This is a genomic window from Haloarchaeobius pelagicus (assembly GCF_051207375.1).
Classification (GTDB): domain Archaea; phylum Halobacteriota; class Halobacteria; order Halobacteriales; family Natrialbaceae; genus Haloarchaeobius.
In genome coordinates, this window is sequence record NZ_JBPJZD010000001.1 from 1,054,053 (window position 1) to 1,066,726 (window position 12,674).

Consider the following 12,674-nt stretch of genomic DNA (forward strand, 5'->3'; position numbering starts at 1 on the left):
ACTCCTATAGAGCAGTCCCTATTCTCCGATCGCGTCGTCGTCGTACCGGGAGACGAACCTGACGAGTAACAGCAAGATACCGAGGCTGATGCCGACCATCGCCATCCCGTAGAGTGCGAAGTTGAGCGGCGTCACGGCGAACTCGATGCCGGCGATGCTCGCCACGTCCACGTCGCGGCCGACGTCGACCGGGAGCAGCACGCCCACCGCTGCCCCGAACACGCCCGACAGCGCGACGACGACGACGTAGACCGTGAGGACGACCCGGTTCCCCTGGAATCGACCACCGATGGAGTTGCTCACACCAGAGGCTTGGCCCTGGTAACGATTAGCCTTTCCTTCTCGGACCCTAAGCCGGCGACATGACCGAAAAGGAGCTCATCGGCCTCGTCCTCGGTGCCATCGTCGTCCTGATGTTCGTGACCGGTTTCGTCCTCGTTCTGAGCTAGCGGCGGCACCACGTCCGTCCTGAGGTACCCGACTCCGACCAGTCACGACGCCCGGCCACGTCGCTCAGCGAGTGAACCGCCCGAAAAGAGGTGTCGTCTGATTACTCGTCGTCGACGACTTCGCCGCCGTCCGTCGCGACCTCTTGCTCTTCGCCGCCGTCGGCGAGTGCCGTCTCCTGCTGGTCCGCGAACCAGTCCCACTCGTGGGACGGGAGCCCGTCCTCTTCGAGGTTCCACGGGTCCGGACCGACGCGCGGGCCCTCGAGGTAGGACTCGACCATGTTCCACAGCCAGATGACCGTCGCGACGAGGAGGATGAACGCCCCGACCGTCGCGAGCTGGTGCATCAGCGTGATGAGGTCGATGGGACCGACCGTGATGCCCGCGTAGCCGGCGTACCGGCGCGGCATCCCGGCGTAGCCCATCAGGATCATCGCGAAGAACGTCAGGTTCGTCCCGATCATCGTGAGCCAGAAGTGTGCCTTGCCCAGCTTGACCTGGTACATCCGGCCGGTGACGAGCGGGAACCAGTAGTAGACGCCCGCGAACACCGCGAACGCGATAGCGCCCATGATGACGTAGTGGAAGTGCCCGACGACGTAGTACGTGTCGTGGAGCAGGAAGTCGACGGGGACCGCGGCGAGGAAGACGCCGGTCACACCGCCGATGATGAAGTTCGAGATGAACCCGACACAGAACAGCATCGGGGTCGTGAGCCGAACCTTCCCGTTCCACATCGTCGTGATCCAGTTGAACGTCTTCACCGCACTCGGTATCGCGATGGCCAGCGAGACGGCCATGAACGAGGCGCGGATGCGCGGGTCGATACCGGACGCGAACATGTGGTGGGCCCAGACACCGAAGCTGAGCACACCGATCGCCAGCGTGGAGTAGACGACGAACTTGAACCCGAACAGCTTCCGGCCGGAGAAGCGCGGGAGCACGTAGCTGATGATGCCCATCGGGGGCAGCACCAGGATGTACACTTCGGGGTGGCCGAAGAACCAGAACAGGTGCTGGTAGAGGATCGTGCCGCCGCCCGCTGCCGTGAAGAACGTCGTCGCGAAGTTCCGGTCGAGCAGCAGCATGACGAGCGCGCTGCCCAGCAGCGGGAACGAGAACAGGATGAGCGCGGACTGGGTCAGGATGGTCCACGAGAAGATGTCCAGCTTGTCCCAGCCGACGTCCTCACCGCGTTCCGCGAAGATGGTCGCGATGAAGTTGATGGCACCCATGGTGGCCGAGACACCGGTCAGGTGCAGGCCGAGCAGCATGAGGTCCGTCCCGGCGTTGAGCTGAGCGATGGTCTGTGCGGCGCCACCGGTCGCGGTCTGTGCCGTCGACTGCGGCGGGTACATCGTCCAGCTGATCATCGACGGTGCGATGCTGTCCATGAACGGCGCGAGGAAGAACCCGCCCCAGATGAGGACCGCGCCCGGCGGCAGCAGCCAGAACGCGATGGCGTTGATGCGCGGGAACGCCATGTCGTCCGCGCCGATGAGCAGCGGGATGAGGTAGTTCGAGAACGCCGCGAGGATGGGCGTCCCGAAGAGGAACAGCATCGTGATGCCGTGGCTCGTGAGCAGGGAGTTGTACAGGAGCTGCCCCTGGCCCACGCCGGCGGCTTCGGCGAGCGCGGAGGTCACGTCGACCTGGGCGGTCGCGAGTTCGGCCCGCATGATGACGACGGCGAGGCCGCCCCACGCGAACGCGACGATGGCGTAGATGCCGTACAGGATGCCGATGTCTTTGTGGTCGACGGTGGTGAACCACCGAATCAGACCGCCTGGCTTCTCTTCGTGGCCGTATCCGGTCTCACGACTGACGATACCCGTGCCACCGCCGGCCAGCGGTGTGTATGAGCGCCAGTCCTCGAGGCGTGTCACGAAGAAGGCCACGCCGAAGAGGACCACCGCCATCAGGGCAGTCAGCAGTATCTGTCCGCTAAGGTCCATGTGGAGGGCTGAGGGTTACACCCTAAAGAAAGATTCGGGACGCCCGCGGTGTGTCGATTCGGAGAGAAAAAACCGTGGGCGTTATTCGGCTGCCGCAGCCTCGGAGGCGGGTTCGCTCTCGCTCTCGGCGACATCGGCGTCCGCCTCGTCGTTCGTGCCGTACGCCCGGTCCTGGTGCTCCTGGGTCATGTGTCCTTCACCCTCGCTCTCGTGTGCGTCACCTTCGATCGCGAGCGCCGAGAAGTACGTCAGAATCGCCAGCAGGACGAACGGCGTCACGATGAGGGCGAACATCAGGATGGAGTACGTGGAGTCCCACGAGAACGGGCCGTACACCATCGGGACGAACAGGACGAGGAAGAACAGCATGATTCCCAGCGGAATGACGTTGACTGTGAGGTCAAGCAACGTGTCCTTGTCGAATATCTTCCGTTGTTGCGCCATCGTTGTCGGTGGCTTCGGCGCGGCGACCAAATAGGTTGTTGATTCGGTGCGGTCAGGGCGCGGTCGACCCGTCGAGCGAGGTCTGGAACAGTCCGACCACGGCAGCCGCGAGCGTCACGACGCCTGCCATGGCGATGGCGACGCCGCGGTACGCGATTCTGTTGTCGACGCCCACGAGCTCTGCGCCACCCAGGCTCCCGCCGAAACCGACGAACAGGTACCCGCCGATGACCACGAGGACGGCCGCGAAGCCGGCCATGATGGTCCACGGCTGGTCGACGTACCCGGTCTCTGCGAAGATGCCGGCGATGCTCCCACAGAACATGAGCAGTCCGAACACCGAGATGGGAAGGCTGCCGAACAGCACGCCGACCTCCGAGACGGCGAGCCCGACGGCGATGAGCATGGGCCAGGCGCTCGCCTTCGGCCGCCTGGGCGTGCGTGTCGACGACTGCGATTCCTCTGCCATGGGAGCGATTTGGGAACGGAGGTATAAACACGTCACGAAGACCCCCGTGTGCCGCGGGTGTCCCACCGGCGCCAGTAAATTGTTTCAGAACCGAGTTAACAATTCTTCGGATTCAGCGCTTCTCTGGCCCGTCCACGCGTTAACCACGACATATTAAACGCCAGCCGGAGTAGTCGAGGACGATGACAGAGGTACGAATCGCAGGTGTCGGACTCACGAAGTTCGGTGCCTCCCCGGAACGCACGGGCCGGGACCTGTTCGCGGAGGCTGGACTCGACGCCCTTGAGGACGCTGGGGTTGGGAGAGAGCACGTCGAAGCCCTCTTCTACGGCAACTTCATGGGCGAGCTCGCGGAGCACCAGGGCCACCAGGGGCCGCTGATGGCGGAAGCCGTCGGCGTCGACGCCCCGGCGACCCGATACGAGGCGGCGTGCGCCTCCTCCGGTGTCGCGGTCCGCGAGGCCGTAAAGAACGTCCGGAACGGTGAGAAGGACGTCATACTGGTCGGCGGCGCGGAACGGATGACGAACCTCGGGACGGCGGGTGCGACGGAGGCGCTCGCCATCGCGGCCGACGACCTGTGGGAGGTCAAGGCCGGGATGACGTTCCCGGGGGCGTACGCCCTGATGGCGAACGCCTACTTCAGCGAGTACGGCGGCACGCGCGAGGACCTGGCCGCCATCGCAGTGAAGAACCACGAGAACGCGGTCCCGAACGAGAAGGCCCAGTACCAGCGCGAGATATCGCCGGAGACCGTCCTCGACGCGCCGATGGTCGCCGAACCGCTGGGGCTGTACGACTCGTGTCCCATCTCGGACGGCGCGAGCGCGCTCGTGCTCGTCTCGGACGAGTTCGCCGAGGAACACGACCTCGACGCACCGGTCGCCCTCACGGGCTCGGGCCAGGGCGGGGACCTGATGGCGCTGCACGACCGCGACTACCTCGCGCGCTCGCCCGCGGCCGACGTGGCCGCCGAGGAGGCGTACGCGGACGCCGGTATCTCCGCGAGCGACGTGGACGTCGCGGAGGTCCACGACTGTTTCACCATCGCGGAGGTGCTGGCGATGGAGTCCCTCGGCCTCTTCGAGGTCGGCGAGGGCATCTCGGCCGCCCGCGAGGGCAAGACCACGCGCGAGGGTGACCTCCCGGTCAACCTCTCGGGCGGGCTCAAGGCCAAGGGCCACCCGGTCGGCGCGACCGGCGCATCCCAGGTCGCCGAGCTGACCCAGCTCCTGCGCGGAGACCACCCGAACAGCGAGTACGTCGAGGGTGCGACGACGGGCGTCACCCACAACGCGGGTGGGACCGTTGCGAGTGCAGTGGTTCACGTCCTGGAGGTGAAAGGATGAGCGACGGAACCGCGGTCAACGCCGGCTACGACGACTGGCTCGACGCCATCGAGGAGGGCGCACCGTACTACCTCGAAGGTCCCGAGGGCGACGGCTGGCTGCCGCCCCGGCGTGTCGACCCCGCGACGGGCTCGACCGACCTCACGGAAGAAGCACTGCCGAAGTCGGGCGAGATAGAGACGTTCACCATCGTCCACGTCCCGACGCCGAACTTCAGCGAGGACGCACCGTTCGCGACCGCCATCGCCCGGTTCGGCCCGGTGCGCGTGACCGGGATGGTCGTCGGCGTCGAGACGAGCGATGTCGAGGTCGGCATGACGGTGACCCTCGGTGTCGAGGAGACGAAGACGACCGGTGACCGCGTCATCGTCTTCCGGCCAGAATAAACCGCGACCGCAGCCCGAATCCGTTTTTGTCTAGTTCTCGCCCGTCTCTTCGACGTCTATCTCGACCGCGTCGGTCGAGCTGTCGCCGGCAGCGCGCTCGTTCTCGACCGTGACGCCGACGTCTCCGGGCCGGTCGTCATTCTCGCGGTCGCGCTGGCGGCGCTTCTCGAGGCTCTGCTTGCGCTCCTCCTGGAAGGTCTCGGCCGAGATCTCCGGAAGGTCCTCGTCGATGGCCTCGACGAACTTGTCGGGGTGTTCGTCGTGGGGGACGAGCATCGCGTAGTCGATGACGACGAGCTTCGCGCCGGTCGCGTCGGCGAGGCGGCGTCCCTCCGCGAGCGGCGTGGTGTCGGCCTCGCGGCCCCAGACCAGCGTCACGGGGGCGTCGACCTCGCCGAGCGCGGTCACGAGGTCCATGTCGGCGTCGAGGTAGCCCGAGAGGAACGACGCGGGCGCGTATCGCGCGCCGGGCTGGTGGGTGGTCTGCCACTGGTACTCCTGCTTGCTGTGGCTGTACCCGGCCATGTCGTAGTAGCCGTGGTCGGCACTGAAGTACTCCAGCGACGGGTTCGAGGCCATCGCGTTGAACAGGGCGGTGCCGACGAGGGGGGCGCGCATGACCGTGCGGACGAACGGCTTGCGCCCACCGGGCATGCTGGTCGTGGTGGGACAGACGAGGATGAGGCGTTCGACCTCGGTCTGCTTCGCTGCACCCGTCGCGTAGGCACCCGAAAGCGAGGACGCGATGACCGTCGGGTTCTCGGTCACGTCACGGACGAAATCCGTCACGAAGTCGGTGTAGAGGTCGCTCGTGTACACCAGCGGGGGGCGGTCCGACAGGCCGTAGCCCGGGAGGTCGGGCGCGATGACGTGGTACGCCTTCGAGAGCGGCTCGAATATCTCGCGCCACTCGTGACTCGTCCCGGCCGCGTTGATGCCGTGGAGGAACAGGAGGTCCGGGGCGTCGGGGTCGCCCGCCTCTGTGTAGGAGACGTCCATCCCACGCCAGCGGTAGGTGTGTTGCTCGCCCGGGAGGGGTGGTGCGAGCGGTTCCGCCCTGCGCGAGAGCACCGCGTTCGCCGCGGCGATGGCCCCGACGCCGACGCCTGCTGTTGCTACCGCCTTCTTGAGGTTCATACCAGGACTTGGTCGGCCTGTAACTTAATCTTGCCGACAGTTGTGGTGGACCCATCGCTGGCGGGTAGGTTCGTGAAATATAGTTGGAGATCGTCGATTTCGTCCGAACGAGTCTCGATGGACCAGGCGTGCCGAATGGGGGGTACTCGACCACGCCGGTTCGGCCGAATGGACGTTCGCGAGCAGGGATGGTCCCGCCTGCGATACCAACGTTCTGGGGGGTGGGTCGAACGGTGGAGCCTCACTACGACGACGTCGTTTGCCCGAAACACAGTCCTCGTCGAACCGAGGTCAGTGAGGTACTTCTCTCTTGGTGGAGTGATAGCTTAACGCAGAACCAGTAGTACTCCCGGCGTTTATATATCAGGGTCGCCGGGGTCTCCCGGCCGCCTGTCCGGTGTCGAACCCGGCATAAAGCGCTTTCAAGAACAGGGCAACGGTTCATTGGTCACTGCCGACGACGAAGCGACACCAGGAAGATGCTAGTGCTGGAATTCAGTCTCCAGCTGCCGATGTTGCAGCCCACGCGCGAGACGGTCCCGGAGATGCAACTGCGGGTGGAGCGGTTCGATGCGATAGACGAGACGCGCGTCAGGGTGCTGTTCTGGGCGAGTGGTGGGGATTTCGACGCGTTCGAAGCCGCGCTGGCCGAGGACGAGACCGTCGCGCCACCGTCGCGCAGCACCGAGCTCGAGGACGGCCGGCTGTACCAGACCGAACTGCTCGGCGAGGGACTGCGGACTAGCATCTATCCGACCATCGTCGACGTCGGCGGGGTCGTCTACGAGGTGTCGATAGAGCGGCAGAAGTGGCGCTTCAGCGTCGGTCTCCCCGACCACCGCGCAGTCGAGCAGATATACGAGGTCTGTGAGCACAACGGGCTCACCCTCGACCTCCATCGCCGGTACGAACAGCAGGACGTCACCGACAGCAGCAGGTTCGGCCTGACCGCCGCCCAGCGCGAGGTGCAGGAGGCGGCGCTCGCCATCGGGTACCTGGAGATTCCCCGGCAGAGCTCGCTGTCGGAGCTGGCAGACCGCCTGGGTATCTCGGAGAACGCCGCTTCCGAACGGTTCCGGCGCGCGGCGAAACGGCTGGTGGAGTCGACAATCAGGCCGCCAGCCGAGAACTGAGGCTGGGCGGTCCTGCCCGCTATTCCTCGGAGAGACAGGCCGCGATGGGCTCGATGACCTCGTCGGCCACGCTGTACGGGTCTGTCTTGCCCGCCATCACTCGGTCGACGATGTCCTCGACGCCCCCGAGACCGTCGAGTTCCTGCTGGACCAGCCCCGCCGCGTCGTCACGTAGCAGTGTGCGTATCTCCTCGGCGATGCGCTGGCGTCGCTTACGTTCCAGCTGGCCGGACTCGACCAGCCAGTCGTGGTGCTCGTCGAACGTCTCGATGAGTTCCTCGACGCCGGTCCCATCGGTGGCGACCGTCTCCAGGACGGGCGGGTCCCACGGTGCTACGTCCAGGTCCTCCTCGGCGTCGGTGCCCGGCATGTCGAGGTCGACGTCGGCGTCGTCGAAGTCATGATGGCCGGCGTCGACCCGCATCGACCCCGAGCCCATGTGGACCATCTCGAGGAGCTCCTGGACGGTCCGGTTCGCGCCGTCCATGTCGGCCTTGTTCACCACGAACAGGTCGCCGATCTCGAGGATGCCCGCCTTGAGCATCTGGACGTTATCGCCGGCACCCGGTGGGACGAGCACGCAGACGGTGTCTGCGGCCTGGACGATGTCTATCTCGTTCTGGCCGGCACCGACGGTCTCGATGATGACCTTGTCCTTGCCGAAGGCGTCCATCGCCTTCACCGCGTCCGCGGTCGCGGTCGAGAGCCCGCCCAGGTTCCCGCGGGCGCTCATCGACCGGAAGAACACGTCCATGTCGCCGACGTTCGACGCCATCCGGATTCGGTCGCCGAGGACGGCCCCGCCGGTGTAGGGCGAGGACGGGTCGATGGCGACGACTCCTACCGTATAGCCCTGCTCGCGGTAGCGACTCGCGAGTTTGTCCACGAGCGTGGACTTGCCCGCGCCCGGGCTGCCGGTGATACCGATGACCTCCGCGTCGCCGGTGTGCTCGTACAGTGCGGAGACGAGGTCGCGATAGCTCGGCTCGCGGTTCTCTATCTTCGTGATGGCCCGCGCGAGGGCGCGATGCTTGCCCGCGAGGAGGTCGTCGAGCAGGTCGTCCGTGCTCGCGCTCATCGTTCCGGCGCGTTGTCCCGGACGAACTGAACCGTCTGCTCCATCTTGGTGCCCGGACCGAACACCTCGGCGACGCCCAGTTCCTTGAGGTGCTTCTTATCGTCGTCGGGGATGACGCCGCCGACGAGGATGAGCGTGTCCTCGAAGGCGTCGTACTCTTTCAGCCCGTCGATGATCTTCGGGACGAGCGTGTTGTGTGCACCTGAGAGGATCGAGATTCCGACGACGTCGACGTCCTCCTGGACGGCTGCCTGGACGATCTCGTCGGGTGCCTTGTGCAGCCCGGAGTAGATGACTTCGAACCCTGCGTCGCGGAAGGCCCGTGCGATGACGTGTGCGCCGCGGTCGTGGCCGTCCAATCCGACCTTGGCCACGAGGCAACGAATCGACCGCTGGGACTGGTCCGTGCTCATGCCTTCCCTTTCCCTTGCGGCAGGTTTTACTCTAACGGAAGGTCCGGCCCGCGAAGGCGTCCGTTTCTACAACCTGGGCTGAATTAGGGAAACGAAAGTGGGATTCTCGTCGGGGGTGGCATTCGGCTCCGCCGGTGCCCGCAAGCGAAAGCGGTATTCCATCATCGTCCTAAGGCCACGCCAATGAGTACCGCAGACGTCAGGGCGACCGTCCGTGAGAACGTCCGCGCGACGACCATCCTGCTCACCGTCGTCGGCTACGCGCTCGTGCTCGGGACCTTCGCCGGTCTCCTCCCCATCTACCCCGACATCTCCCGCGAGACGACGAACCTGCTCTCGCACGGCATCGCCGTCGTGAACACCATCGCGACCAGCAGCCTCGCGCTCGGGTGGTACTGGATACGGAACAACGAGGTCGACAAACATCGCAAGGCGATGCTGACCTCGTTCACGCTCATCATCGTGTTCCTCGTGCTGTACCTCGTGAAGGTCGGCGGCGGCGGCGAGAAGGAGATCGTCGGCGCGACCGGCGTCGTCTACTGGGCCTACATCGCGATGCTCGCCATCCACATCCTGCTTTCCGTGGTGTCGGTCCCGGTCGTCCTGTACGCGCTCGTGCTCGGGCTGACCCACACCCCGAGCGAACTGAAACGGACCGCGCACGCGAAGGTCGGCCGCATCGGCGCCGGCGCGTGGATCCTCTCGCTGACGCTCGGCGTCGTCACCTACGTCATGCTGAACCACATCTACGACTACCGGTTCATGTTCGTCGGGCCGCTGTTCTGAGGTCGGCTCGCCTTCTCGATTCGCCCATCGCTCGTGCGCGAGCCGCGCACACCCCGGTGGCGCTTTATTATCTCACCGGCCCTCCATGTCCGACATGGACTCGCTCTCCCGCAGGGATGCCCTCCGACTGGCAGGCCTCGGCACGGTCGGCCTCGCCGGCTGCCTCTCCGGCGGCGGTACAGACGACACAGGAACCGACGGCGGCTCTGGTAGCGACACCGCCTGGCAGGACACCGAACTCACGAACGTCCTCACCGGCGAGACGTTCACCGTCTCGCAGTTCGACAAGCCCGTCCTCGTCGAGACGTTCGCCGTCTGGTGCTCGAACTGCAAGCGCCAGCAAGACGAGCTGATAGAGTTCCACGAGGCGGTCGGCGACGACGTGGTGAGCGTCGCGCTCAACATCGACCAGAACGAGGACGCCGAGAAGGTACGAAACCACGCGGAATCGCATGGCTACGACTGGTACTACGCCGTCTCCCCGCCCGCGGTCACCCGCCAGCTCGTCGACGAGTTCGGGACGTCGATGACCTCGCCACCAATCGTCCCGATGCTGTTGCGCTGCAGTGACGGCACGACGACCCGGCTGAAGGACGGTCACAAGGAGACCAGCTTCCTCCGCGAGAAAGCGAACGGATGCTAGCGCGGTTCGTCGAGGTGTTCGTCATCGGGTTCGCGACCCCGCTGACGGCAGCGTGTGCCCTGCCACTGTACCCCGGATTCCTCGCGTATCTCTCCTCGCAGGGCGAGGAGACCGCGCTGCCCTCGGGGGTGCTCGCGGGCCTGGTCACCCTCGGCGTCATCGCGTTCATGGGTCTTGTTGGAGTGCTGTTCTCGTTCCTGCTCGGCGAGTCGCTGACGACCGTGGTCGAGGCCGTCTCGCCAATCGCCTTCGGCGTGCTCGCCGTCCTGAGCGTCGCCCTCCTGTTCGACCTCGACCTCGCGCACCGACTGCCGACGAAGGAGCCACCACAGACCAGTCACCCCGCCTCCACCGCGTTCGGCTACGGGTTCTTCTTCGGGGCCATCGTGCTCCCCTGCAATCCCGGCCTGCTGGCGCTGTTCTTCGCCCGCGCGCCGGTGCTGTTCGACACGCCCATCGAGGGCTTCCTCGGGTTCCTGCTGTTCGGCATCGGGATGGGGACCCCCCTCCTGCTGTTCGGGCTGGTCTCCCAGTCCGCCGGCCAGCGCGTGACTCGCACACTCGCGAAACACAGTTCGACCATCAACCGGGTCACCGGCGCGGTGATGCTGCTGGTCGCGAGCTACTACCTGCTCGTCGTGTTCGACGTGGCGGGCGTCTCCGGTATCGTGAGCCCGTACTTCGACGCGGTGTTCGGCGCGTTCTCGGCCTGACAGTGGCACTACGCCTCGCGCGCCGGCACCGCCAGTCGCCACCCGACCAGCCCCAGCAACGCGAACCCGAACGCGTTCATCGAGCCGTGTATCCGGACCATCGCCGGGATGCGCAGACCGAGTCCGTCGCCCCCGGCGTACACCGAGACGGCGTAGCCGAACGCGAGCGCCATCGACACCGGTAGTGCAAGTGAAGACAGTGCGAGCAGGGCCCCTTGCGGCCGCTGACGGGTAGGTGCGACCTGCACGGTCACGAATCCGGCGAGGAGCGTCACCGCGAGGGTGAACGCCCCGACGGCGAGCACCTCGACCACGGGAGAGAACGAGATGCCGACAGCGATGAGGCCCGGGCCGACGAGCACGACCACCGCGACCGTGTCGTACAGCGACGACTCCGTCTCCAGTGACCGGCCCACCAGCCCCGTCACGAGCGGGAGCGCGAACCCGGCGTAGTGGAAGTGGACCGCGGTGAGCCGGACGATGGTCGGGTCGAACCAGAACGTCATCGCGAGGTGGAACAGGACGAGTGCGACCGCGCCGACCACCGAGTACGCCAGGCCGGCATCGACGAGGCTCTCTGGCACCGACGTGGCTCCACGGTTCCGGACTCGAACGAGCGCGAGGACCCCGAGCAGCCCGGTGACGAGCACCCAGGGCGACGCCAGCAGGGCTGCAGCCAGCCCGTTCACCGGCGCGACCAGTGAGGCGACGAACAGGGTCGCGCCGACCGGCTGGATCGTGACTGCCAGCCCGTGGAGCCGTCCGGCGAACCCGGGGAACGGCGGGGTCGCTGCCATGCCGATACCAAGTGGAACGAGTACCAGTGGGGCCAGCGCCAGCGCCTGGTCGATGGCGTCGAGGTTGCCGGCGATGACGAGCGCCAGCCAGAGCACACCCCCGAGCAGGGCGCTCGCGTCGGACGGCGCGATGTCCCGACTCCCGTGGCGCGTCCTTGCGGGGCTCATACCGGGGGGAGCGTCGACAGGCCACGGGACGGCCGGAGGTCGGCGGGTACCGTCTCCATCGGCTCCAGCGCTTGCGTGAAGGACCCGCGGTAGCTCAGGATGTGTCCCGCGAGCGTGTTCTCGACCGTCGCGGTCACGTGGAACTGCTCGTCGGTCTCGTCGTACCGGTCGCGGACCTCGACACTCGCCGCCAGCGGGCCCGGCAGGGGGACGTACCGCGACCCGACGGTGAGCCACTGCTTCCCACCCTCGACCACCAGCGCCCCGTTCTCGACCCGGGGGTGGAGTTCCGAGGCGATGAGCCCGGTCGTCCCGAGGAAGTCGAGCAGGCGCTCGTTCTCGTGGTCCCAGACGGTGAGCGAGTCGAACCGGCGGCGCTTCCGGTCGAACGCGAACTCGCGGGCCGTGGTGAGCACCTCGTAGCCGGCATCGTGCTCCCAGCCGACGGTCGTCACGGTGAACGGCACGTCCGACCCGGCCTCCGGAAAGAGGAGGTTCTGGGTCGTCATGGCGTACAGCACCGGCAGGGTGTGCGTGCCGCGGCTGATGTGCATCCGGCCCCGGCCCACGCAGGCAGTTCCCTCGTCCGGGCCGATGCCGTAGCGGTCGCGGACCTTCGGATGCAGGTCGTCGGCCTCGTCGCCGAGGGCGTACTCGTAGACGCCGGTCATGTGCGGGGCTTCTCGGCCCCGGGATATGATTGTTCGTCTGGACGAGTGCCTGACGAGAACGTGCTATCCAGGAGCCCTGGGTC

At 66.3% G+C, this 12,674-nt stretch carries 14 protein-coding genes and 1 pseudogene; 6 read left to right on the forward strand and 9 right to left on the reverse strand.

What is annotated here, in order from left to right; all coding sequences use genetic code 11:
- Nucleotides 1-18: 18 nt before the first annotated feature.
- The 4 genes from ACSC1S_RS05555 to ACSC1S_RS05570 all read right to left on the reverse strand — a co-directional run bounded on the left by ACSC1S_RS05555 (nucleotide 19) and on the right by ACSC1S_RS05570 (nucleotide 3,317).
- Nucleotides 19-303 carry a DUF7520 family protein gene (locus tag ACSC1S_RS05555; protein WP_435317903.1) on the reverse strand — a complete coding sequence of 95 codons (285 nt, stop codon included), beginning with the start codon at nucleotides 301-303 and terminating at the stop codon, nucleotides 19-21.
- 247 nt (nucleotides 304-550) lie between these two features.
- Complete coding sequence (locus ACSC1S_RS05560) at nucleotides 551-2,404, reverse strand: cbb3-type cytochrome c oxidase subunit I (protein ID WP_435363488.1); 1,854 nt, start codon at nucleotides 2,402-2,404, stop codon at nucleotides 551-553.
- An 81-nt stretch (nucleotides 2,405-2,485) separates the two neighbouring features.
- Complete coding sequence (locus tag ACSC1S_RS05565; RefSeq protein ID WP_435363489.1) at nucleotides 2,486-2,848, reverse strand: DUF6684 family protein; 363 nt, start codon at nucleotides 2,846-2,848, stop codon at nucleotides 2,486-2,488.
- Nucleotides 2,849-2,900: 52 nt separating this feature from the next.
- Nucleotides 2,901-3,317 (reverse strand): DUF7541 family protein, encoded by a 417-nt coding sequence (locus ACSC1S_RS05570; protein WP_435363490.1) that lies wholly within the window; start codon nucleotides 3,315-3,317, stop codon nucleotides 2,901-2,903.
- Nucleotides 3,318-3,499: 182 nt separating this feature from the next.
- On the opposite strand from ACSC1S_RS05570, the gene ACSC1S_RS05575 reads away from it, so the two are divergent.
- Nucleotides 3,500-4,666 (forward strand): thiolase domain-containing protein, encoded by a 1,167-nt coding sequence (locus tag ACSC1S_RS05575; protein ID WP_435363491.1) that lies wholly within the window; start codon nucleotides 3,500-3,502, stop codon nucleotides 4,664-4,666.
- Nucleotides 4,663-5,052, forward strand: a complete 390-nt coding sequence (locus ACSC1S_RS05580) for a Zn-ribbon domain-containing OB-fold protein (RefSeq protein ID WP_435317908.1) — start codon at nucleotides 4,663-4,665, stop codon at nucleotides 5,050-5,052. The genes ACSC1S_RS05575 and ACSC1S_RS05580 overlap by 4 nt, the downstream gene beginning before the upstream one ends.
- Nucleotides 5,053-5,250: 198 nt before the next feature.
- Here the strand turns inward: ACSC1S_RS05580 and ACSC1S_RS05585 are convergent.
- A pseudogene (locus ACSC1S_RS05585) lies at nucleotides 5,251-6,189 on the reverse strand (alpha/beta fold hydrolase); the annotation flags it as partial.
- 479 nt (nucleotides 6,190-6,668) lie between these two features.
- Here ACSC1S_RS05585 and ACSC1S_RS05590 point away from each other — a divergent pair.
- Nucleotides 6,669-7,322 carry a helix-turn-helix domain-containing protein gene (locus ACSC1S_RS05590; protein ID WP_435363492.1) on the forward strand — a complete coding sequence of 218 codons (654 nt, stop codon included), beginning with the start codon at nucleotides 6,669-6,671 and terminating at the stop codon, nucleotides 7,320-7,322.
- Between the two features lie 19 nt (nucleotides 7,323-7,341).
- On the opposite strand, the gene meaB is transcribed toward ACSC1S_RS05590, so the two are convergent.
- A complete protein-coding gene (gene meaB / locus ACSC1S_RS05595) occupies nucleotides 7,342-8,400 on the reverse strand; it encodes a methylmalonyl Co-A mutase-associated GTPase MeaB (RefSeq protein WP_435363493.1) in 1,059 nt (352 codons plus the stop codon).
- Nucleotides 8,397-8,813 carry a cobalamin B12-binding domain-containing protein gene (locus ACSC1S_RS05600; protein ID WP_435363494.1) on the reverse strand — a complete coding sequence of 139 codons (417 nt, stop codon included), beginning with the start codon at nucleotides 8,811-8,813 and terminating at the stop codon, nucleotides 8,397-8,399. Before ACSC1S_RS05600 ends, meaB begins: the two co-directional genes overlap by 4 nt.
- A 183-nt stretch (nucleotides 8,814-8,996) precedes the next feature.
- Between ACSC1S_RS05600 and ACSC1S_RS05605 the strand changes: the two genes are divergently transcribed.
- From ACSC1S_RS05605 to ACSC1S_RS05615, 3 genes are all read left to right on the forward strand, one after another.
- Nucleotides 8,997-9,599 (forward strand): DUF420 domain-containing protein, encoded by a 603-nt coding sequence (locus tag ACSC1S_RS05605; protein WP_435363495.1) that lies wholly within the window; start codon nucleotides 8,997-8,999, stop codon nucleotides 9,597-9,599.
- A gap of 94 nt (nucleotides 9,600-9,693) precedes the next feature.
- Entirely contained in the window at nucleotides 9,694-10,242 is a 549-nt protein-coding gene (locus ACSC1S_RS05610; RefSeq protein ID WP_435363496.1) for a TlpA family protein disulfide reductase, read from the forward strand.
- Nucleotides 10,236-10,955: a cytochrome c biogenesis CcdA family protein gene (locus ACSC1S_RS05615; RefSeq protein WP_435363497.1), complete on the forward strand. Its 720-nt coding sequence runs from the start codon at nucleotides 10,236-10,238 to the stop codon at nucleotides 10,953-10,955. Before ACSC1S_RS05610 ends, ACSC1S_RS05615 begins: the two co-directional genes overlap by 7 nt.
- An 8-nt stretch (nucleotides 10,956-10,963) precedes the next feature.
- Here the strand turns inward: ACSC1S_RS05615 and ACSC1S_RS05620 are convergent, their stop codons facing one another.
- Nucleotides 10,964-11,920, reverse strand: coding sequence for a YndJ family protein (locus ACSC1S_RS05620; protein WP_435363498.1), 957 nt, complete (start codon nucleotides 11,918-11,920; stop codon nucleotides 10,964-10,966).
- On the reverse strand, nucleotides 11,917-12,591 hold the full coding sequence (locus tag ACSC1S_RS05625; protein WP_435363499.1) for a DUF4166 domain-containing protein: 675 nt from the start codon (nucleotides 12,589-12,591) through the stop codon (nucleotides 11,917-11,919). Before ACSC1S_RS05625 ends, ACSC1S_RS05620 begins: the two co-directional genes overlap by 4 nt.
- Nucleotides 12,592-12,674 lie beyond the last annotated feature (83 nt).